This is a genomic window from Fictibacillus macauensis ZFHKF-1 (assembly GCF_000269865.1).
Taxonomy (GTDB): Bacteria; Bacillota; Bacilli; order Bacillales; family Fictibacillaceae; genus Fictibacillus_C; species Fictibacillus_C macauensis.
In genome coordinates this window covers 139,588-161,875 of sequence record NZ_AKKV01000022.1, presented here as the reverse complement: position 1 = coordinate 161,875, position 22,288 = coordinate 139,588, and the positions used below count along the sequence as shown (strand labels likewise).

Annotated in this window: 15 protein-coding genes and 1 riboswitch; of the genes, 6 read left to right on the top strand and 9 right to left on the bottom strand. The window is 41.0% G+C overall.

Going from position 1 to position 22,288, the window contains the following annotated elements:
* Positions 1-56: 56 nt before the first annotated feature.
* The 4 genes from A374_RS06795 to A374_RS06780 form a co-directional block, all read right to left on the bottom strand.
* Complete coding sequence (locus tag A374_RS06795; RefSeq protein ID WP_007201460.1) at positions 57-1,784, bottom strand: N-acetylmuramoyl-L-alanine amidase family protein; 1,728 nt, start codon at positions 1,782-1,784, stop codon at positions 57-59.
* A gap of 440 nt (positions 1,785-2,224) precedes the next feature.
* Positions 2,225-4,315, bottom strand: a complete 2,091-nt coding sequence (gene ltaS / locus A374_RS06790) for a lipoteichoic acid synthase (RefSeq protein ID WP_007201459.1) — start codon at positions 4,313-4,315, stop codon at positions 2,225-2,227.
* A 204-nt stretch (positions 4,316-4,519) separates the two neighbouring features.
* The gene (locus A374_RS06785; protein WP_007201458.1) at positions 4,520-5,881 is read right to left on the bottom strand and encodes a sensor histidine kinase; all 1,362 of its coding nucleotides are present in this window, start codon (positions 5,879-5,881) and stop codon (positions 4,520-4,522) included.
* On the bottom strand, positions 5,871-6,542 hold the full coding sequence (locus A374_RS06780; RefSeq protein WP_007201457.1) for a response regulator transcription factor: 672 nt from the start codon (positions 6,540-6,542) through the stop codon (positions 5,871-5,873). The genes A374_RS06785 and A374_RS06780 overlap by 11 nt, the downstream gene beginning before the upstream one ends.
* 603 nt (positions 6,543-7,145) lie before the next feature.
* Positions 7,146-7,252: riboswitch (SAM riboswitch) on the top strand.
* A gap of 106 nt (positions 7,253-7,358) precedes the next feature.
* Here A374_RS06780 and A374_RS06775 point away from each other — a divergent pair.
* The 4 genes from A374_RS06775 (at position 7,359) to A374_RS20525 (ending at position 9,239) form a co-directional block, all read left to right on the top strand.
* On the top strand, positions 7,359-8,162 hold the full coding sequence (locus A374_RS06775; RefSeq protein WP_007201456.1) for an alpha/beta hydrolase: 804 nt from the start codon (positions 7,359-7,361) through the stop codon (positions 8,160-8,162).
* 69 nt (positions 8,163-8,231) lie between these two features.
* Positions 8,232-8,723 (top strand): RNase A-like domain-containing lipoprotein, encoded by a 492-nt coding sequence (locus A374_RS06770; RefSeq protein ID WP_007201455.1) that lies wholly within the window; start codon positions 8,232-8,234, stop codon positions 8,721-8,723.
* Between the two features lie 12 nt (positions 8,724-8,735).
* Positions 8,736-8,999, top strand: a complete 264-nt coding sequence (locus tag A374_RS06765) for a hypothetical protein (protein WP_007201454.1) — start codon at positions 8,736-8,738, stop codon at positions 8,997-8,999.
* Positions 9,000-9,059: 60 nt separating this feature from the next.
* Positions 9,060-9,239: a hypothetical protein gene (locus tag A374_RS20525; protein ID WP_156793161.1), complete on the top strand. Its 180-nt coding sequence runs from the start codon at positions 9,060-9,062 to the stop codon at positions 9,237-9,239.
* A 595-nt stretch (positions 9,240-9,834) separates the two neighbouring features.
* Here A374_RS20525 and A374_RS06750 read toward each other — a convergent pair.
* Together A374_RS06750 and A374_RS06745 are read right to left on the bottom strand one after the other, a co-directional pair.
* Positions 9,835-10,710 carry an AraC family transcriptional regulator gene (locus tag A374_RS06750; protein WP_007201453.1) on the bottom strand — a complete coding sequence of 292 codons (876 nt, stop codon included), beginning with the start codon at positions 10,708-10,710 and terminating at the stop codon, positions 9,835-9,837.
* A gap of 69 nt (positions 10,711-10,779) precedes the next feature.
* The gene (locus tag A374_RS06745) at positions 10,780-12,117 is read right to left on the bottom strand and encodes a TIGR00366 family protein (RefSeq protein WP_007201452.1); all 1,338 of its coding nucleotides are present in this window, start codon (positions 12,115-12,117) and stop codon (positions 10,780-10,782) included.
* A 134-nt stretch (positions 12,118-12,251) separates the two neighbouring features.
* On the opposite strand from A374_RS06745, the gene A374_RS06740 reads away from it, so the two are divergent.
* Together A374_RS06740 and A374_RS06735 are read left to right on the top strand one after the other, a co-directional pair.
* Positions 12,252-13,205: a D-2-hydroxyacid dehydrogenase gene (locus A374_RS06740; RefSeq protein ID WP_007201451.1), complete on the top strand. Its 954-nt coding sequence runs from the start codon at positions 12,252-12,254 to the stop codon at positions 13,203-13,205.
* 141 nt (positions 13,206-13,346) lie between these two features.
* The gene (locus A374_RS06735; protein WP_238535163.1) at positions 13,347-17,222 is read left to right on the top strand and encodes a bifunctional 2',3'-cyclic-nucleotide 2'-phosphodiesterase/3'-nucleotidase; all 3,876 of its coding nucleotides are present in this window, start codon (positions 13,347-13,349) and stop codon (positions 17,220-17,222) included.
* 42 nt (positions 17,223-17,264) lie between these two features.
* On the opposite strand, the gene A374_RS06730 is transcribed toward A374_RS06735, so the two are convergent.
* The 3 genes from A374_RS06730 to A374_RS06720 form a co-directional block, all read right to left on the bottom strand.
* Positions 17,265-18,254 (bottom strand): HD-GYP domain-containing protein, encoded by a 990-nt coding sequence (locus A374_RS06730; RefSeq protein WP_007201449.1) that lies wholly within the window; start codon positions 18,252-18,254, stop codon positions 17,265-17,267.
* Between the two features lie 22 nt (positions 18,255-18,276).
* A complete protein-coding gene (locus tag A374_RS06725) occupies positions 18,277-19,353 on the bottom strand; it encodes a GGDEF domain-containing protein (protein ID WP_007201448.1) in 1,077 nt (358 codons plus the stop codon).
* 269 nt (positions 19,354-19,622) lie between these two features.
* On the bottom strand, positions 19,623-22,226 hold the full coding sequence (locus A374_RS06720) for a glycosyltransferase (protein ID WP_007201447.1): 2,604 nt from the start codon (positions 22,224-22,226) through the stop codon (positions 19,623-19,625).
* Positions 22,227-22,288 lie beyond the last annotated feature (62 nt).

Genomic DNA, 22,288 nt, shown 5'->3' with positions numbered 1-22,288 from the left:
AAAATCCTAATGTCTAACTTTTTGGGTTCAGTTCAAGCATGTCCGGCCTTTTTTACTTACTTAAAGTATTTGTTTAATCCGACAGCAATGCCCGCCGCCGCTTTTTGTTGATACGTAGCTGTTTTAATAATACTTACTTCTTTCGGATTGGATACAAAGCCTAGTTCTACTAATACACATGGACGTGTATTCGTACGAAGCACTTGTAAATTGTTTGGTCCAATTCCACGGTTTGTTAAACCGGTATATTTCACAATACCCGACTGAATATACGAAGCCATATTGCGATATTTTGAGCCTTGTTGATAATACGTTTCCAAGCCATGTCCTGCACTTGGACCTGAATTATAATGAACAGCAACGAATGCATCAACATGGGCACGATTGCTCATTTGTGGACGCTCAGCTAGTTCAATGAATACATCTGAAGAACGTGTCATTAATACTTTAGCACCCGCCGCTCTTAACTTACGCGCTAAAATAATCGACGTGGAAAGTGCTAGGTCTTTTTCATAAACAACCGATTTATAACCAACGGCTCCTGAGTCATGTCCACCATGACCTGGATCAATCATAATCGTTTTTCCTTTTAAGTGTGAAAAATTCGAAGGTAGATGCTGACCGCCATCGTCTTTTGGAATTTTCAAATAGGAAATGTAATGTTTATTTACCCAGCCTTTAATGCCTTTGGGCGTTTTAATATGCAACCAGCCATTTTTGCTTGAATATACCGTTACTTTATCCGCTTGATTCACTTGAGTAACGACTTTATAGCTTGTTCCTGCATTTGAACGAACATTGAGGTCATTAACGGTTACATAACCTGTTTTTGTAGCTAACGACTTTACTTCATCTGTTTTCGGTGGTGTGTTAAGGACGTAGCGTTTACTCACCCAGCCACATTCTCCACTCTTTGTTGTTACGTATAGCCAGCCGTCTTTTTCTTTTGAAACCGTTAATGGGTCACCCACCTTTAGCTTCGAAACGACGTGTCCAGCTGTAGAAGCGGTATCACGAAGGTTGAGTGTGCCTGAACCAACATATACGATAATGGTTTCTGGTTTCGGTTTCGGCTTTGGTGTTGTTTTCTTACCAGGCTTTTTCGCACTCAGATACGAGGCAGCAACCCAGCCTTTTTTTCCGTTTACTTCAACGTATTTCCATTTTCCTGATGTGGAAAGGACGGTTAACTTAACACCTGATTTTAATTTCGCCAGTGATTTAGAGCGAGTCGAAGGTTTTGCGCGTAACGTAAGATAGTCTGATACTTTTACATACGCATATTCTTTTTTTGCAGGTTTCTTCGTTGGCGCTTTGTTGGATACATAGCGATTAGAAACCCAGCCTACTTTTGATCCTTTTTGAATCTTCGTCCAAGAACTTGTTGTTTGTAAAATCGTTACCTTGTCACCTGTATTGAGTGTCATACTAACAGCACTAGATGTTGTTGCTTTCTTGCGAACATTTACTGCTTTAGCAGTTATGTATCCTACTTTGTGTGTTGGGGTCGTTTCTTTCTTTAAATACTGCGAATATACCCAACCTGTCCCTTTTTTCACAATGATTTTTGACCATTTACCCATTTCTGAAGCAATCAGAACGGTTTCATTTTTCTTCGCTTTACCGATTACTTTACTTTTCAAATCTGGCTTTGATCTGACATTTAAACTACTGGCTGTTACTTTTGCTTTCGTATAAGCTGTTTCTTTTGCCGCATAAGCGTGCGGAGTAAAAAGTGAAACAATAAATGTCAAAACGAGAGCCAATGAAGTCAATTTCTTCAATGCAGTAAGCCCCCTTTATCTCTCTCTTTTTCAAGATGTGATGATATGCGTTTACAAGATCGTTTTTTCCTTAAGTACCATCTCCTTACGACCTTCTATAAATCTTCTAATCTACTTGCATAATCTTCAATGCTATTCATTATACATTAGAAATAAAGATTTGGTAGACATTATATAAAAATGGCTCTAGAGCCCTATTTTGTACAACAAAAATAACATTTTTATAACGTTTTTCAAGGCAAACATTACAATCATTACGAACTCAGTAACAAACATTTACTGTAATAATTTGAACAGTTTACCTTTTTATAAGCCAGTAGAGTTTTTTCTCGCCTCATTGTCTACAATTGTTTCCTCTAACGCTCTTTCATACGGTTCTCGTTAAAGCATACAAAAAAGGAGCTCCATCATCACTAAGTGATCATGAAGCTCCTTGTCTTTTATTTCGAAAGCTCTTCAGTTGTGCTTCCTTCTTTTTGTTTCAGCTTTTCTTTAGCTTTCTTGCGTTGCTCCATGAGCTTCGCTTCAGATTCTTGCAGCTTTTTCGCAATTTCTTGCGCGCGTTCTTGAATTTTTTCAGATTCTGCTTTTGTCATGTTGTAGTTGTAATCATTGCGATCTACTGGCTTAAACCCTTTCGGTGTGTAGTAGCGCAATAAATCTTTGTATACTAGCTTATCAGACATCGCTAACGTTTTCTCAGTAAAGTTCTGAGCTTTCTTAATGCGTTTGTCTTTTTCTACAGCTGCTTCATCTAGCAATTCACCTGTTTGCGAATCATAATATTTACCATTTACGCTTGTTACAAATGGACTTACAAAGCTTCCGTTACGGAATGGAACGATTTGTTGATGTTGTTTACTTAACAAGTCTGTACCAAATTGAACGTATTTCTTCGTATCAATACCGAGTAAATGCATCAGTGTCGGCATTACGTCGATTTGACCACCATATTGGTGCATCGTGCCACCTTTAACACCTGGTGCGTGAATCATAAACGGAACTTTTTGCAATTGAGCTGAGTCGTATGGCGTAATTTCCTCTTTATTAAGTACTTTTGCCATCGCCTCGTTATGGTTTTCAGAGATCCCATAGTGATCGCCGTACATGACGATTACCGAGCGATCATATAAGCCTGTCTTTTTCAAGTAATCGACAAACTTTCGAACCGATTCATCTAAATAGCGAGCAGTTTGGAAATAGCGGTCAACGGAACCATCTCCTGTGTCAGCAGGCTCAATAGACGATTGATCTTCCGGTGTTGTATACGGGAAGTGATTCGATAACGAAATAAATTTCGCATAAAATGGTTCTTTTAAATCTTTCATAAGCGGTAATGCTTCGTTAAAGAATGGTTTATCTTTCAAGCCGTAATTCAATACGTCTTGATCGTTCATATCAAAGAAACCAGCATCATAGAACTTGTCATAACCGAATGATTTATACACTTCATTACGGTTCCAGAACGTTTTCTTATTTCCATGGAACACTGCAGATGAATAGCCTTTTTGACCAAGAATTGCAGGTGCTGCTTGGAACGTATTCGTAGAGTTTGTCGTAAATGCTGATCCTTGCGGCAATCCGTAAATAGAGTTTTCTAACATGAACTCAGCATCAGACGTCTTCCCTTGTCCTGTTTGGTGGAAAAAGTTATCAAAATACATTGTGTTCTTATTTTTCGTAAAGGAATTTAAGAACGGCGTAACTTCTTTTCCATGTAGCTTATAGTTGATCAAGAAATTTTGGAAAGATTCTAAGTGAATATAAATAACATTCTTCCCTTTTGCTTTACCAAAATACACTGGATCTGGTTTTGCATAGTTGGCGTTTTTAAAGTTTAAAATATCGCCTAAGTCGTTAGAGCTTGCAGATGCTTTTTGCGCAGAAATACGCAGATTTTGCACAGCGTCATACACGATAAAGTTGTACGTTCCTAAATATTTAACTAAATAGTTACGATCAAATGTACGTGTTAACAATTGCGGGCGATCTGTTTCTGCTAAACCAATGTTTACAATTAAGAGAGCAATAGCAGATGCTAAAACGATTTGTACTTTCTTTAAGCCCATGCGAACAGGCGCTGGTTTAACGACCTTCGTTGCTACTAACACAATCAAAATAATCGTATCTAGGAAGTAAATTGGATCGTAGAACTTAAGAAGTTCCCATACACTTCCACCTAGACTGCCGAAGTTATTTGTTTGTGTTAACGTTGGAATCGTAATAAAGTCGTTGTAAAAACGATAGTACACAATATTTGCAAATAGGATAAAAGAAAGAATAAAGTTAAAGATAATCGTCCAAATATACGCTCTTCTTCCTTTTGCAAATAACGCTAAGCCAAAAATAAATAAGGCAGAGCTAATTGGGTTAATGAGCAGCAAGAACTTTTGCATCCCATTATCAATACCAAGTTTAAATTCAAATTGATAGCCAAAATACGTTTTCAGCCAAAAAAGAATAACGGCTAATATAAAGAAACCAAATGATTTCTGTAGCGCGTTATGGCCGGCTTTCAATAAACCCTTCATATTCATTCACCTCTTCTAAGCACATCAATAACTAAATAATAACTAAATAACTAATAAATCATATCACGCAAAATAAGCACCTGTAAATTTTAGTCTATTTCATTGTAAATAGCAAAAGTGAAAATATGATGAAAAGAGAACATTTCATTTAAAGTTTATCTTTTTTTGCCCACATTAACCCCTGTTATCCTCGGTTTTCGTTTATTATTGTGGAATTTTAATTGTAAAGGTCGTTCCCTTCCCTACTTGTCCATCTGCTGTAATCGTACCGTTATGCGAGGCAACAATCCATTTAGCAATCGACAGTCCTAATCCGTGACCACCTAATTGCTTTGAACGCGATTTATCTACGCGGTAAAAGCGTTCAAAAATTCGTTCACGATCTTCTGGATGAATACCAATTCCTTCATCCTTTACAGAAATCACTAATATTTTGCCAAATTCCTGCCGTTCAACAGCAAGGTGAACTTCCACACATTTACATTCTGGAGAATACTTCATTGCGTTTTCTAACAAAATATAAAGAAGTTGATCAAGTCGTTGCTTATTTCCATAGACGTATAATCCTTCTTCTGGCGTTAACTTAATGGTTATGGCTTTTTCGGCCGCTAACGTTTCTAACGAATGAATAACGATCTCTGCTTCTTTTTTCAAATCAAATACTTCTTTCGTCATTGCATCTTGATCCGCATCGGAGCGTGCCAATGTTAATAAATCACCGACGAGCTGAATCATTCGCTTCACTTCATATTTCATGTTTGACAAAACCGAGGCAGAAAATTCGTCCTCTTTTAATGGCTTTTCCATTTCGAGCGCATTAATGGAAGACAACACGACACTCAAGGGCGTTCGCAACTCATGAGAAGCATCAGCTGTAAATTCACGCTGCTTCATATACGAGCGAATAATTGGTTTAATCGCGCGCTTGGACATAAAGTAACTAATATACACAGCTACAACTGAAAAAACAGCCAGCACAACCAAAAAGATTTTTAAAAGCCAACTAAAAAGCTCTGTTCGATGCGTAATACTTTTTCCCGTATAAAAGGTACCTAAGTATTTACCGTTTTTATAAAGCTTTTGACCTGTAATCATAAGATCCACTTTTTTGCTATCTGAATCTTCTACCCAAGGTACATAATATGTGGCATTCATTTTTTCATACCGAATTTCGTCTTCTTTCGGTTCCCAGCCTTTTAATCGTTTTAAAATTTGAGGGCGCATTTGATGGTATACTTCATCCCCCGCTTGATACTCGCCCTTTTCATCCACTACGTAATAAAAAAACTGCTCTTGCGAAAGCATAAAGAAATTTTGGATAGACGGTGTTCTTCCTTTGCTTATTTTCCCTTGCGCACTTTTTGCTTCCTGACTTGCGAGCTTCGTTAAGGAGTGCTCTTGATTGGCAACAATTAATCCATAGAGCGATGTATACACAATGGCCATAAACAATAGTAGAAATAATAATAAAAGTCCTGTATAAATCATCGTTAAACGCCATTGCGTGCGATCAATTAAATTCATCTTTTTAAAATAGTTAAAGCGGGAAAACACATTAATCTTCAAGGCGATAACCTACCCCACGAACACTTTCAATCATTTGGGCTTTCGTTAACTTACATAGTTTTTTTCGAAGTAACTTTACTGTAGCATCGACGGTTTTTGTAGAAACCTCCGCATCGTATCCCCAAATACGATCCAGAATCGTTTCACGTGGCAACACTTGGCCTTTGTTGCGTACAAGCAAATCAAAAAGTTGAAATTCTCTTGGCGTTAGCTGAATTTCTCGCTTTGCATTCGCTACTTTATTGCTTGTGCGATGAAGAATAAGCTCTGCTACTTCTGCTTTCTCCTCCACAATTGGCGCAAAATTGCGGCGTGAAAGTGCACGTAAGCGCGCAAGTAATTCCTCAATCTCAAAAGGCTTCACAAGATAATCATCCGCTCCGGCATCTAATCCTTGAATGCGATCTTCTACAGAATCACGCGCTGTCAAGATTAGAATCGCTTTCGTATACCCCTCGGCACGAAGCGTGCGGCAAACTTCAATACCTGTCTTTCCCGGCATCATCCAATCTAAAATGAGCACATCGAATTCTGACGCTCGTGCAGCCTCCAAGGCATCTTCGCCATTATGTACCCACTCTACATGATATTGATTTTTCTTTAACATATGAACGATAAGTCTTCCTAGCTGCAGATCATCTTCTGCGGCAAGTATGTTCATAAATGAATGTCTCCTCTCAAGCTTGTTTCTTTTTAATTGTTCATCGTAGCCTACTTTCTTACGGATCTTACATACAGTTTACCACTGTAGTACCTTTTACGAATAGCAAGGACATTCCCCTCTTGTCCTTCACCGCTTTTCTATAGTAAAATGACAAACGATGAAAGAGAGTGTGTGAAAGCAGGTTTAATTCTTTGAAAATTCGGAAATATACACATTTATAGTTCTTTTTACATAAAAAAAGGGGAGTTACCGTGACGTGTATCGAACAAATTACCCTTTATTTCGACATAATGCAGGATTTTTCATCAATTTTAACGAAAAGGTAGGAAACATGTATGAAAGGAGACCGGACAATGAGCACTGAAGTGTTAAAAAAACGGATCCATCAACATTTTGATCAGAAAAACATCAAAGATGAACAACTTGAAACGTTGCTGGTACGTTTTATTCTTTCCGTAAAAAAAGACAAATAAGATTACGATGACTGCACCTCATCATGCGACGCAGCATCTACTATAGAAATGGTTTTACTAATGAACTCATATTCTTATCATTGACAATCATACCAACGTCATTTAAAGTATGTATCAACTTAATAGGTTCTTATCCAGAGAGGCGGAGGGACTTGACCCAATGAAACCTCGGCAACAGACTCTTTATTGAGCACTGTGCCAATTTCAACAAGCGCTGCGCTTGAAAGATAAGATTTCGTTTTCAATCAAACGATGATGAATCTTACGTTCAAGGGAACGTAAGATTTTTTTTATACCTAAAACCAACTAAACCAATGGAATTAATAAAGGAGAGAACATTATGGAACAACACCGTCACTTTCTATGGAGGAACTATCACTTAACAGCAACGATTCATTATCCAACTGCCAACATTGAACCGTCCCCGCTCTTAATTATTTGTCACGGCTTTACGAGCAATCGCATTGGCATCGATCGTCTTTTTGTGAAGAGTGCCCAAGCACTTGCCGCTCGTAACTATACTGTTCTACGCTTTGATTATGCCGGTTGTGGTGAAAGCGAGGGGATTTATGGCGATCTCTGTTTTGCAGATTTCATTTCACAAACAAAAGCGGCCATTTCTTTTGCACAAACGTTACCTGGCGTCGATCCTAGCCACGTTACATTGTTAGGTCATAGCTTAGGCGGTGCCGTAGCTGTGCAAACCGCACACGAAGATCAGCGCGTAAAAGATGTTATTCTGTGGGCAGCTGTTGGCCAGCCGTTTCATGACATTGTAGCCATCATCGGCGAAGAAGAATATAAGCGCGTCCTCTGTACGGGGTCTGTCGATCATCTTGGCTACTCTTTATCCACTTCTTTTTTACAATCGCTACAGCACTATCATCCGCTTAAAAATGTTCAGGAGCTAGGTGGCAATATTTTATGTATACACGGAACGGCTGATGACGATATTCCGTTCGCCTATTGTCAGGATTATTATGAAGCAGCGCAAGCGCGTTCCACCGGTTCTGCTCATTGCAAGTTGATTGCTGGCGCCAATCATACGTTTTCTTCCATTGCTCACTTTCATGAATTAATAGAAACGACGAACCGCTGGTTAACCAACCATTCACACTATGATTCTTATCAAGCAGAAGGCTAACAATTTGCAATTTTCTAAGATTATCTAGAGCGGGCAATCATCTTGTATACTGTTACAGAGGTGAACATAATGAAAAAAATCACAGTCCTATTTAGTGCCTTACTTTTAACAATTGCACTTCTCACCGGATGTAATTCATCCGCACCATCTAAGTCGTCATCATCAGGCATTAGCACACATATTCTCGATGACATGGAAGGGCCACCGAAAAACGGTCATACTATACAAAAACATGTGGGCAAATCAGATGACGAATTAAAAAATCGCATAAAAAGTGAACATGTCTCAGCGGCAAGTACGTATTATACGAAAGACGTTGCCAACAAAGCTGTTGTGGATAGCTTAAAACAAAATGATCGTAAAATTAAGCAATGGCTAGAACAAAGCGGCCCTAATCGCCTTGTTATTAAGGCCACCCACTCATTTGCAGTTGGCAAAACAGTCGTCCGTAAAAACTTACAAATCTATGAAAACGTAGAGCGCACGTTAACTGTTTTACAACGTGACGCAAAAAGCAAGCTTCATTATAAAATTGTAACATCCTATCCGATCCAACGATAAGAGGTGATTGCCTTGGAAACCGTCTTTCCGTATTTTCTTGAAGCATACTGCTTTCAAAGTCTCGAAACAGAAGAACTCCCAGAAGCCATTGCCTCCTTTAAAGAAGGAGAAACGCTGGCAATGCAAGAGCAACTCATTTCTGAATTGCAACAGCTCCTCCAAAATCACAAGCTATCTCACGCCCAGCAACTCATTGAAACGTATGGCAGTCGAAGCTTCTCTTTACAGCACACACAGCAATGGCTCACATACTTGCTAACTGCATTTCAATCGTAACGAGTAAAAACTTAGGAATTTCCTTTGTTTTATGGCGCATTCGAGGACTTGAATCTTGGTTTGAGTGCGATTGAACCTGGTCTGCGCGCGAATCGAAGGCCCCTGCGCGCGATTGAACCTGCTCTGCGCGCGAATCGGAGGCTCCTGCGCGCGATTGAGCTTGGTCTGCGCGCGAATCGGAGGCTCCTGCGCGCGATTGAACTTGGTCTGCGCGCGAATCATTCTTTTTGCCGAAATTAAATGATTTTCATTCTATTTTCAATCGATTTCCGCTGCGTTTGAGGGCTCAGATTCTGATTTGCCCGCTTCTTCCCCCTCTTGCACATGCTTTTTTGCTTGATTTGTCTGGTCTGCGCGCGAATCGAAGGCCCCTGCGCGCGATTGAACATGGCCTGCGCGCGAACCGAAGGCTCCTGCGCGCGAATCTGGGGCTCCTGCGCGCGATTGAGCTTGGTCTGCGCGCGAATCAACCTTTTTGCCGAAATTAAATGATTTTCATCCTAATTTCAATCGATTTCAGCTGCGTTTGAGGGCTCAGATCCTGATTTGCCCGCTTCTTCCCCCTCTTGCACATGCTTTTTTGCTTGATTTGTCTGGTCTGCGCGCGAATCGAAGGCCCCTGCGCGCGATTGAGCTTGGCCTGCGCGCGAATCGGGGGCTCCTGCGCGCGAATCACCCTGGTCTGCGCGCGATTCACTCTTTTTGCAGTTTCAATAAATGGCTTCCACGCTTTGTCTACATCTATTCATTCCTTTGACATGCTCTTGTGTTTCACAACTTCACAGCATAAAAAAATGGCTACATCTCCAACACGGGGGATGAAGCCATTTTTTCTTTACGCTTTTTTACGAATAGGAATTAGTAAATCCATCTGCTTTTTTTCTCCGTCACTTCGCTCGTCATACCATTCAATCTCCATCTCGCCACCATGAACATAGCCTGAGGTTGGAAACCATTGCGTAAAGATCGCCTGCCACGTTTCTTGAATGGCTTTAGCAAACGCTGCTTCACTTACTTGTGGCGTTGAAAATTGCGCAAACGTCTGTTCTGGAAACGTTCGTTTCACTAAGCCATCGGGCACGGCAGTAGACTCATCGACCTCACGACATATGAGATAAGAAAATGTTTCTTGCTCATGTTGAAAATCGGTACAAATGCCAAGCTCTACATGCGCTTCCCTCGATGGCGGCATCGCCCCTTGTAGCTGATCACTTTGTAAATACCGTTGCCAATGAAGCGGTATATCATGCTTATTTTGCTCATTTTTTGTGGTAACCGTGTAGGCATAGCCAATGACGGTAAATGCTTCTTTTACAAAAATTTTCGGTTGCACGTAGAGTCCCCCTTTTAATGAAAAAGAAGAAAGGTTCAAGGAATCAGCCAATGACTTCCTGTTTCGAAAATGACGTGGAGTTAAGCCAAATCGTTGTTTAAAAGCCCGTTGAAACACCTGCTGTGAAGAAAAGCCACAACATAAGGCTACATCAATTACCTTCTCCTCGGAATGGTGCAATAACCAAGCCGCTTTCTCTAGCCTCCGTTTACGCACATACTCCATCACCGTCACACCTGTCATCGCTAAAAATACACGATGAAAATGAAAGGGTGAAAAATGCACACGTTGCGCTAGTAATTCGAGCGAGAAAGGTTGCTCTAAATGGCTGTCAATATACTGAATCGTTTCTTTAATTTTAGCCTTGTACGGATTCATTTCACCTCTCCTTTTGTCTCTATATTAAAGGAGTGCCGCTCTTCTTTTCTTCACATATCTTGCTCTTTTTTATGTAAAAAACGACAGACCAACCGCAAAAATAACACCCGAAACGAGCAAGGTCGTCACACAATAACCCATAATATCACGTGCACCTAGACCTGCAATCGCAAGTGCGGGCAACGCCCAAAACGGTTGCGCCATGTTCATCCATGCTTCGCCGTACGCAATAGCCATGGCCGCAACGCCTGGATCTACACCAAGTTGAGAAGCCGCTGGCATAATGAATGGACCTTGAACGACCCAGTGACCACCGCCGGATGGCACAAAGAAATTCACCACACCCGAACTAAGGAACGTTAAAAACGGAAATGTCGCCTCGTTGGAAATGGAAATAAAGGCATTAGTTATCGCACCACCAAGACCCGAAAGCTCCATCATCCCTTGAATGCCCGCATAAAAAGGAAATTGAATAAGAATACCTGCGGTTCCTTTAGCCGCCGAGCTCACCGCATTCATATAGGACATAGGCGTTCCGTGTAACAATAAACCGGTCGTAAAAAACAATAAATTGACTGTATTAATATCCACTTTAAAGCCATTTTGCAAAATGCTATAAATAATATACGCGTAGCCGAGTGCAGCAATGATCACGCTAAGCAATCGACTATGTTCCATTGCGGTCGCAAACGTTCGTTTTCCTTCGACCATTGGTGTTGGTACCGCCGCTGATGCTAGTTCTTCTTGCGCTAGTAACTTCGGATCAATGCCAATGACCTCTTTGCCTGTAGGCATCATTAAACGCGTCATAATGGGCAACACCACTAACAAAGCAAGCGTTATAAATAAGTTATAGCCTGTGAAAATAGTCGAAGAAAGCGGCAGGAGACCCGCTGTTTTTTCGAGTGGATTTCCCGGTGTCGCTGCAACAAGTGGCACCGAACCCGAAAGTCCACCATGCCACGTAAGAAAACCTATGTACGCACATGCAATTAAAAAGCGATAGTCTGTGCCCGGTACGCGCTTCGCGACTTCTTTTGCAAGCAATGCCCCGACAATCAGTCCGAATCCCCAGTTAATCATACAGGCAATACCAGAACCTAACGTGACAAGCACGACTGCTTGCGCTGGCGATTGAGCAAGGGATGCAATTTTCACCATCCAGCGCTTAATGAGCGGTGAACTTGCAAGTGCATGTCCCGTCACAAGTACGAGACTCATTTGCATCGCAAAGGCTAGCAAATTCCAAAATCCTTTGCCCCAAAAGTTCACCATTTCAATCGGTGTATGATCCATAAATGCTACACCTGACAGAAACAAAACAATCGTTAATAACAACGCAAAGACGAACGGATCGGGTAAAAACCGTTGCACGAGCGCCGTAAAAAAGTTTGATAACGCTTTCATTTTAGACTTTTCCCCCTTACATTTCTTTTTTTCCTCATCATAGCACACCTTTCCAGTAAAAAAATGGCTTCTCTCTATTTTTCGACAGGTCCTGTCATCTGTTACACTATGAACTATAGATAAGGAGGAAAAATATGACGCGAACATTACTTATTACGGAAAAACTATCAAAGCAACTACTAGAGCCCATTCAACAATTGCTTTCTGATTGGCGTATCATTGCAAGCACCGATCGTGACGTTTGGCAGCAAGAAGCGCCTCACGCCGAAATTATTGCGGGCTGGCATCCGAAGCTATCCGCTGCTCTTGAAGGCAGCACCCTTCGTTGGATTCAAGCATGGAGCGCGGGCGTTAACTCCCTTCCACTAGCAACATTGCAGCAGCGCCATACCATTCTAACGAATGCTGTTGGTGTCCATGCGTATCCGATTTCGGAAACGATTTTCGCGCTTATGCTCGGTTTAACTCGTAATCTCCATACCTATGTTTCTCAACAACGGGAAAAACGCTGGCATCATGGAAATCTAAAGCTAGAGTTACACGGAAAAACACTTGGTATGCTTGGAGTAGGTGCCATTGGATCGGAAACGGCTAAAATCGCCAAAGCGTTTGGCATGACTGTTCTTGGTTACCGTCATTCTGGGCAACGTGCGGACCATTTTGATCACATGTATACGACAGACGAGCTTCATCAGCTCTTGCCGCAGTGTGACTACGTTGTCGCAGCGCTTCCTTCTACAGAAGCTACACAACAGCTTTTTGGCGAAAAAGAATTTGCGCTCATGAAGCAGTCAGCCTTTTTGATCAATGTCGGTCGTGGCGATCTCATTGACGAAGGTGCCCTCGTCCATGCATTGCAAAACGGTACGATTCTTGGCGCTGGCTTAGACGTTTTTGCTGTCGAACCACTTCCACAAGAGCACCCTTTTTGGAATATGCCGAATGTAATTCTTACGCCACATACTGCTGGCAGCACCGAACATTACAATGAACGCGTCGTCCACGACATTTTTCTACCTAATCTACAAAACTACTTGAATGACGCTAGTCCGAACATTAATGTGGTCGACTATTCAAAAGGTTATTAACTAAGAAGGGCAAACGCTTCCACGTAGAAGTGTTTGCTCTTTGTTTGTCAATTTTTACACATATAAAAAAATCTACAAATTTCCCGAAATTTCGTGTATATTTTATCTAGCAGTTTAAAAAAAATGAAAGGCTGTGAATCTATGTCATTTCAACGCTCCATGAAGCGCGTGCTTGCTTCTACAATGGCGGTTGGTTTAGTTGCAACACAAGCTTGGAATCCAACGCTTGCAGCAGCAAAAAAACCGAGTAAAAAACCTGCATTTGATATGTCAGCTCCGTATGTAGAGTATGGCAAGAAAACGCATGCAACGGTAACCGTTAATCCGCTTGCTGGTAACCCTGGTAAGGAGGCTGTTGTCTTCCAACTAATGGACGGTAACAACGTCATTGCCCAAACAGCAGTCGAGTCAAACATTACAAAAAAAGCAAAATTCTCCGCGCATTTTAGCAAAAGCAATCCGAATTACTGGGTAAAAGTATCGTTAGTAAAAAATTATAACGGTCACAAAGATCATCCAGGCACTGATTTAATTTCTCCAGTATCCAATGCACCAACACAGCTTCGTATTATGGAAACAACCGATATTCATACGAATTTAGTAGCGTATGATTACTACAAAGCAGCACCAACAGATACAGTCGGTTTATCGAAAACAGCATCGCTTATTAAAAAAGCACGTAAACAAGTAAAAAACAGTGTGCTTGTCGATAACGGTGATCTAATTCAAGGAACGCCGCTTGCGACGTATAAAGCGAAAATTAAACCGCTTAAAAAAGGTGAAGTTCACCCTGTTTATAAAGCCATGAATCTCTTAGGCTATGATGTTGCCACTTTTGGAAATCATGAATTTAACTATGGTTTGGATTTTCTAAACAACGCGATTAAAGGTGCGAACTTCCCGTACATTAATGCGAACGTTTACAAAAAAGATCGCGACACGAACCCAAGCAATGACAAAAACGAATTTACACCGTACAGAATTATTAAGAAAACGGTCACTGATGAAACAGGTAAGAAAACAACACTTAAGATTGGTTACATCGGCTTTGTTGCGCCACAAATCATGGACTGGGACAAAGCAAATCTTGAGAAAAAAGTAACAGCTCGTGGCATTGTGGAAACAGCAAAAAAATTCGTGCCAAAAATGAAAAAAGAAGGTGCCGATCTCGTTGTAGCTATGGCACACTCTGGCTTTAACGTTGATAAAAAGAACAGCGAAGATACAATTTATGCCCTTACTGAAGTAAAAGGCATTGATGCGGTGACATTCTCTCATACGCATAAAGTCTTCCCTGCTGCAGACGAGCAATCACTCGATAGCATCTTTAAAGACAAAGAAGGCAAAGCGCTTCCTGGTGTAGATAACGCAAAAGGAACGATCAATGGCGTACCAGCCATTCAATCTGGCTTTGGCGGTAGCAACCTTAGCATGATCGACCTTTCTTTGAAAAAGGTTAAAAACAAGTGGGCAGTAAGCAACGGTTCTGCGTCTACAAAAGCGATTTTCAATAAAGCAACAGGCTATAAAGCGCCTGAAGATTCTAAAGTGGTCGATGCCGTTCGCAAAGATGTGAATGCAACGGATAAATATGTGAATACGCCGATTGGTAAAACAACGGATAACATTTACAGCTATTTTGCCCTTGTAAAAGATGATCCATCCGTACAAGTCGTAACCAATGCCCAAAAATGGTATGTTGAGAAATATGTGAAAAAGAACAAGCCACAATATAAAGACTTGCCAATTCTTTCAGCGGGTGCACCATTTAAAGCTGGACGTAACGGTCCTGAAGAATATACAGATATTAAAAAAGGCAATCTAACCATTCGTAGTGCAGGTGATTTGTACCTATACGATAACACGCTAAAAGCCATTAAGGTAAAAGGCTCTGACGTAAAAGAATGGCTAGAAATGGCTGCCGGTAAATTTAACACAATTGATCCTAACAAAAAAGAAGCACAAAAGCTTCTTAATGATACGTTCCCTGTCTATAACTTTGATGTGATTGATGGCGTAACGTACAAAATCGATGTAACAAAGCCCGCTCGTTATAACGAAAAAGGCTTAAAAGTAACAGATTCAAACCGTATTAAAAGCTTAAAATACGACGGAAAACCAATTGATCCTGATCAAGAATTTATCGTCGTTACGAATAACTACCGCGCATCTGGTGGTGGAAACTTCCCAGGCACTAAAAACGCAAAATACGTTGTAGACTCTCAAGAGGAGAATCGTCAAATCCTCATGGACTACATCACAGAGAAAAAAGAAATTACACCAACAGCTGATAACAACTGGTCCATTGCGCCAATCGTTGGTGATGCGCAAGTAACCTTTACGTCTTCTCCTGCTGCTAAAGACTACTTAGGTAGCGATAGCAAGATTACCGATACAGGTAAAACAGACGAAAAAGGCTTTGAAGTATACAATTACGATCTAAAGGGAGAGGCACCGAAGAACTATCGCCTATCCATCCTACACACAAACGATACACATGCTCATACAGATACAGTAGCAAAACGCATTACAGCCATTAAAAATGCACGTACAGCAAAACCTAATGCGCTTTTATTAGATGCAGGGGATGTGTTCTCAGGCTCTCTTTACTTTAATAAGTATCTAGGACAAGCTGAACTTGCTTTCATGAACCTTGCTAAGTACGATGCAATGACGTTTGGTAACCATGAATTTGATCTAGGCGAAAGCCCAGATGGTCACAAAGCGCTTTCTGAATTTATTAGCAAAGCGGACTTCCCATTTGTTAGTGCCAATGTGGATTTCTCAAAAGAAAACCTAATTAAAGGCATGCAACAAAACATTTTCACCGATGCTCCGAAAAAAGGCACGATTTATAACGGCATTATAAAAGAAGTAAATGGCGAGAAAGTTGGAATCTTCGGTATAACGACAGCCGAAACAAAAGACATTTCAAGCCCTGTTAATGTGAAATACAACGACTATATAGCCTCTGCAAAAAAAGCAGTCAAAGCGTTTGAAAAACAAGGCGTTAACAAAATCATTTCATTAAATCATATCGGCTTCGATGATAGCCCTGATTATGATAATGACCAAGAGCTTGCGAAGCGCGTTCCTGGAATTGACATTATTGTCGGTGGTCACAGTCATACAAAGCTTGATAAACCTATTGTTGTAGACAAAGACGTAAACGACAAAGCAAAAGATCCAACAGTCATCGTCCAAGCATTCCAATATGGTGAATTCGTTGGCGATCTTGATGTTGATTTTGATGAAGAAGGAACTGTTGTAAAAAATGAAGGTAAGCTTATTAAAGTAAGCGACCAAACAGAAGATCCAGAAGCAGCTGAGCTTCTTAAGCCTTATGCTGCTGGCATTAAAGAACTGAAAGAAAAATCTACAGGCGCTACAGCTGTAAACGAACTTCCAAGCCCACGCTCAAATGGGGATGGACCGACTGTTCGTGGTACTGAAACAGCACTCGGTAACTTAATTACTGACGGCATGCTTGATAAAGCAAAAGAGTACGATAAAGATACGACAATCGCCCTTATGAACGGCGGCGGCATTCGTGCAGCAATCGACAAAGGCGACATTACGTATGGCGACATTCTAACGGTGCTTCCATTCGGTAATACTCTTGCAACGATGAAAATCAAAGGCTCTGAGCTAAAAGAAGCAATGGAGCATAGCATTAAAGAAGAACCGAAAGAACACGGTGGCTTCCTTCACATGGCTGGCATGAAGCTTGTCTATGATAGTACGAAACCAGTAGGACAACGTGTTGTTTCTATGCAAGTGGAAGAAGCTAAAGGTAAATTCGTGGATATTGATCCTAACAAAACGTACACTGTTGCGACCAATGCTTTCACAGCTAAAGGTGGAGACGGCTTTACCGTATTTGAAAAAATTTATAAAGCAGGTCTTGTAAAAGATCTTGGTCTTTCTGACTGGGAAAACTTACGTGACTATGTGATCAAGCTGAAAGACGTTGAACCTAAAATCGAAGGTCGTATCGTTGATCAAGCGAAGAAATAAGCAAAAGTCCCCATTCCGGGGACTTTTTTTGTTAAGTATGTATTACTCTATAACCGCAACTTGTTGTATGGTTAAACCTTTTTGATGAAGATTTAAGGGGAGATGCCCTTCTACTTGGAGTAGAGGCTGATGAGGATATTCATTGTACACATGCACGATTTGCGCTTTCTTGCCATTGAGCAATGTAATCGGTCGTTTCATAAGCTCCTTCATCACCGCTTCGCAAAACGGAACAACTATGCTGCGATCTAGGCCTCCCGCACTCACTTCATTCATCAATCCTTCTACAGCAACAAAGAAGGATACGCGTTTCTTCTGATGATCGCGCGAACAAATCTTATCAAACCTATTCGCTACGGTTAAAATGCGAACGAGATAAGGAACCTGTTCTTTTATCCCACGAGGATAACCTGAACCATCGAGCCGCTCATGATGCATATACGCGCCGAGTAACACCTCATGTGGCAGCCCTGCACTTTGCAATAAATTAAAGCCAAATTCCGGATGTTTTTTTACCGTTTCTTGTTCCTGTCGACTTAGTGACGCTGACTTTCTCAGCAAATAGTCATCCAACTGAAATTTCCCAATGTCATGATAAATGCCCATCTGTAACAACACGTGCTGCTCTGCGCTACCTAAGCCGAGCAAAGCCCCAATATTTTTAGCGAGCAAGCCCACATTCACACTATGCTGATACAAATCGTCATCCCCCGCTATTTTTTCCTTTAACGACACGGGTGTTAGATTTTGAATGGCTGCTAGTAAAGCAACAGCCTGCTCCATTTGCTGGACGTCTTCTGCTGACAGTTTTGTTTTTCCGTAAAGAGCTCTATACGCTTTTTTTAAGGCTTGGAGCGCTTCATCATACGGGCCATTTTCTTGCGAAGATGCCTCTTCACGAGCGATGTGCACTTCATACTTCGCTAATTGAGCCACATGCTTTTCACTCACAATCGTCCCTTTTCGTAACAGTAAAATATCCTTATCAGAATACACATCATAGTTAAGCTTCGTACCGATTAAACGTTTCAATACAGGCTCCCCCACTCTCTATTTACTTGGCCGGCAGCTGTTGTACTTGATTCCGTCCCATTTGCTTTGCGCGATATAATGCTTGATCGGCCACTTCAATGAGCATACCTGCCTTGACAGTTGGATAGTGGGCCAATCCGATGGAGATTGTGACGCTTACCTTCGTTCCTTTTTGCAGTAAAAAGGAATGATGTTGAATGTGCCCGCGAATGCGCTCAGCTACTTCGAACGCCTTGGCTGGCGGACAATCTGGCAATAGAACGCTAAACTCTTCACCGCCATTTCGACAAACAATATCATAGGAGCGTGTAAGTTCTAGCAAGACTTTTCCTACTTCTTTTAACACATAATCACCTTCTGCATGACCGTGCGTATCATTAATATTCTTAAAATGATCGATATCTAAATAGAGCAACGAAAGTTCCTCATCTTTTCCGCGAGCATTTTCAAGACATGCTTGATACACTTGACGAAAATAACGCACATTGCCGAGTCCCGTAAGTTCATCTCGATACGACGCTTCTTCGTACGTTTTAAACAAGGAATGACGCTGATAGGTGTGTTCAAATAACGTGATGGATAACCACGTACCTAAACTATACACTAGTGTATAAAGTGGTATAATGCGTACACTCATCGACCATTCATCAAGAACAGCTATTAATAGAAGCGACGTACTAATAATAACAACCACAGCCATGGCAAAGGCTTTAATGCTAAAGCGCCAGCGCGTTCGTTGCACAAACCATAGAACAACAAACAAACAACAGCTAAGAAGCGTCGTCATGATCGCTACCGTCGTAACGCCATACAGCAATCGACCCGCTGCAACCATCACCATTGTAACGAGTGCGCTCGTCCAGCCACCATACAGCATCGCAATAATCATAGGAATATGTCGCAAATCGACACGAATATCACCGGTCAATTGAATGGAATAAATCATTAAAATATTGCCAAGTAAGCCGCCATATAGGCCGCCGAGGATTCTCGTCACGAGGGTTGATTGTTGATTCAGAGGATGATTCTTGCCCACTTCACAATATAAAAATAACAATGAAATTAAAATGGTACTGTTTATAAAAAAATCATTGATCATTCGCTATCGCCACTTCTTTCGTTCAAGTGAACATCTTTTAGAACTCCAAGCCTTCACCTTCTACTTTTCTTTATTTTATCACGAAACTAAAAAGGGACATGCTTAGAGAATAGGTTGCGTATGTTGTAGTATACCCAACTTAGGCTAGTAGCTATGAAAAACGTGCGCTATTCATTTTTCTACTCTTACTATCGGCATCTTTTTCCAAATGATTAGTAGAATGACAAAAAAAAATCTCCTCACGAATGAGCGTGAGTGAGACTCGGTAGCTAGCGCTGGTAAGCTAGCGTCTGTTTTTGTTGCTCTAGCTCTTTTGGTTGTGAAACGCCACAAATGGTACGATAAAACATCTTCATCGCCTTTTCATTGTAAACGTGATAGTGGAAAGGTTTCTGTGTGAGCGGATGCTCAATAAACTGGCGCATTCCGTCTTGTAATCCGTGGATATCATTCGTAACAAGCGTACCATAGCCCTCTTGTAAAATGCTGCGCGAACCAGCAATATCGGTCGCAATAATCGGCAATCCAAGCACGAGCGCTTCAAGCAACACCATCGGCTGTCCTTCATGATTTGAAGAGAGCACAAAGCAATCGCAATGACTCATCAGAAGAAAAGGATTGGCTAACTGTCCAGTAAAGATGACATGAGACTGTAAATTCAATTGTCTAACGAGTGATTTTAACTCTTTTTCTAACACACCTTCGCCAATAATATAAAGTCGCGCGTGTTCATAGGCTTTGACGATCTCATTAAAAGCTAGAAGTAGCTTTTTTTGATCTTTTTCTGGTGAAAGCCGTCCCATCGTTACGAAATTGATGTGTTCTTTATGAGGCAGCGTCACGCCTTCAAGATGAAGAGTACCTTGCTCTGCTTCATACTGCGTTAATAAATAGCGTTCATTGCTATGCAAATACACTTCGCCATTGCTCTTTTGCTCTAACAATTTCTGCGGATTAATGGCATTGTGCACATACACAGCTTGCTCTTTTCGCAAGAAACACGCCAAGTTTTGCACATTTCTATTACGTGTATGTTCGGCGACAGAAGCAACGTTATGAAAATAGTGATACAGCGGAAAAATAATATTTAAGCTTTTCACATGCTTTCGTTTTCCTTTAATTACTTTTTCATATTCAGCACCCATATCATTATGTTGATAAATTGCTTTATGATGCGAAGGAAAGAAGGCAAACACCAACGTCCAGAATGGCACATAACCACTAAAATCAATTACGACATCAAAGTGCGTATCTCCAAACAAGCGCGCTCGTTCTCGTTCATAGAGAGCAGGCTGTAGCATCCGTTTACCACGCTTGTTTATTAAGCCTTTACGAACCACATACTCATGTCCGTATGATTCCAGTAACGTTGTATTCATTGCACCCACTCGGTAAAATGTTTTTACATTGGGATGTAGTTTACGAAAATTAGCATCACTAACCGCATCATAGCTGCCTTTATCCACAACGGCGACATTATAGCGTGCATAATCAATGTTATTTAATAAGTTAATGGCTGAGGTTGTAATACCATTGTTTAAAAAACCACCACAATACATGAGAATATTTGTTTTTCCGTCGTTATTGACGGTATAACAGTTGTCCGTTCGTTTTCCGCCAAAGATAATCTCCACATTGCGTTTCGTCGCTTCCCCATCATCTAACGCAGAAAACGTTGCTTGCACCTCGCGATAACGTGCTTGATAGTGACGTTGAACACTTTCTAAATCATGAAGATGTGAGAGCACTTCAGACGGCGTATAACATAACGGCCCTGGCATCTCTTTCATTTTTAAATACAGTCCGCGCGTTGCTTCGTATTCAAGATAATCATACACATAAAAAAGAAGCGGTCGACCAGTTGCTAAGAAATCAAACAGCAAACTTGAATAATCGGTAATGAGTACATCCACGACCGCTAATAATTCATTTGTATCGATCCAATCTGGTACACAAACTTGGCGCAAACGGTCATCGTCTTGAAGCTGTTTATACAAAAGCGTATGAACTTTAAAGATGAGTTGCTGATCGCTTGGCATACTGTTTTGCATAGCCCGCAGAGAGGCAATGATATCATCCATTGTAGATGCTACATCATTGACATTTCCTCGCCACGTCGGAGCGTATAGCACGATTTTTTTCGTAAGATCTATAGGAATGGTGCGCTGTAATTCTTCTTTCGTAAACGTCGAATGAAGCAACAGATCCATACGCGGATAGCCTTCGTTCACAATGAGCCCCTCATATAAGCCTTCAAGATCGTGCGATTGCACGATTTTATCGGCTGTATACTGATTGGGCTGCAATAAATAGTCCGCCTGAAAGAAGTTACGCTGAATATTTTTATGTTGTCCGAGCGGACCTTTCATATGTTTGCCTAACGTTTTTAACGGCGTTCCATGCCACGTATTAATGTATATTTGCCCTTGTTTTTTCTGAAAATACGGCGGAAACGTAGTGTTGTTAATTAAATACTGTGCGCTCGTTAAATAATGTAAATATCGCTTACTATGAAGCACAACAACGCGAACATTACGATACGCTTTTAAGTGCTCAACAGAGCGATGATTCAGCGATTCTACCACCCACACATGCGTATAGTGTTTAAAATCAGGATGGTTTACTAAATACAGAAACAGTGCATAGGGATTATCACCTATATTTTTCCCATGAAAATATTCATATAAGATTGTATGCTGTTCGATCGCAGCTTTTTTTAATTTCCTCGTATACGAAACGGTTCGTTGATAGGTCGTATTGCCCCAATAGTTCCATAGCGGCTTTGCTAAAAATTGCGAAATGTACTTTATCCGCTGTATTTGCTTCTTTACAACACCCACACCATCACCTTCTTCTTTCTGGTTGAAAATCAAACTATATACACTTTGACGGTATGTACGTTGCCTTCGTTACATAAAAATAACAATCATTGAAA

Excerpts from the sequence above, each read along its gene's own strand:
- ltaS (WP_007201459.1), bottom strand. The coding sequence starts at position 4,315 with ATGAAGGGTTTATTGAAAGCCGGCCATAACGCGCTACAGAAATCATTT.
- A374_RS06780 (WP_007201457.1), bottom strand. The coding sequence starts at position 6,542 with ATGAACATACTTGCCGCAGAAGATGATCTGCAGCTAGGAAGACTTATC.
- A374_RS06775 (WP_007201456.1), top strand. The coding sequence starts at position 7,359 with ATGGAACAACACCGTCACTTTCTATGGAGGAACTATCACTTAACAGCA.
- A374_RS06770 (WP_007201455.1), top strand. The coding sequence starts at position 8,232 with ATGAAAAAAATCACAGTCCTATTTAGTGCCTTACTTTTAACAATTGCA.
- A374_RS06750 (WP_007201453.1), bottom strand. The coding sequence starts at position 10,710 with ATGAATCCGTACAAGGCTAAAATTAAAGAAACGATTCAGTATATTGAC.
- A374_RS06745 (WP_007201452.1), bottom strand. The coding sequence starts at position 12,117 with ATGAAAGCGTTATCAAACTTTTTTACGGCGCTCGTGCAACGGTTTTTA.
- A374_RS06740 (WP_007201451.1), top strand. The coding sequence starts at position 12,252 with ATGACGCGAACATTACTTATTACGGAAAAACTATCAAAGCAACTACTA.
- A374_RS06735 (WP_238535163.1), top strand. The coding sequence starts at position 13,347 with ATGTCATTTCAACGCTCCATGAAGCGCGTGCTTGCTTCTACAATGGCG.
- A374_RS06725 (WP_007201448.1), bottom strand. The coding sequence starts at position 19,353 with ATGATCAATGATTTTTTTATAAACAGTACCATTTTAATTTCATTGTTA.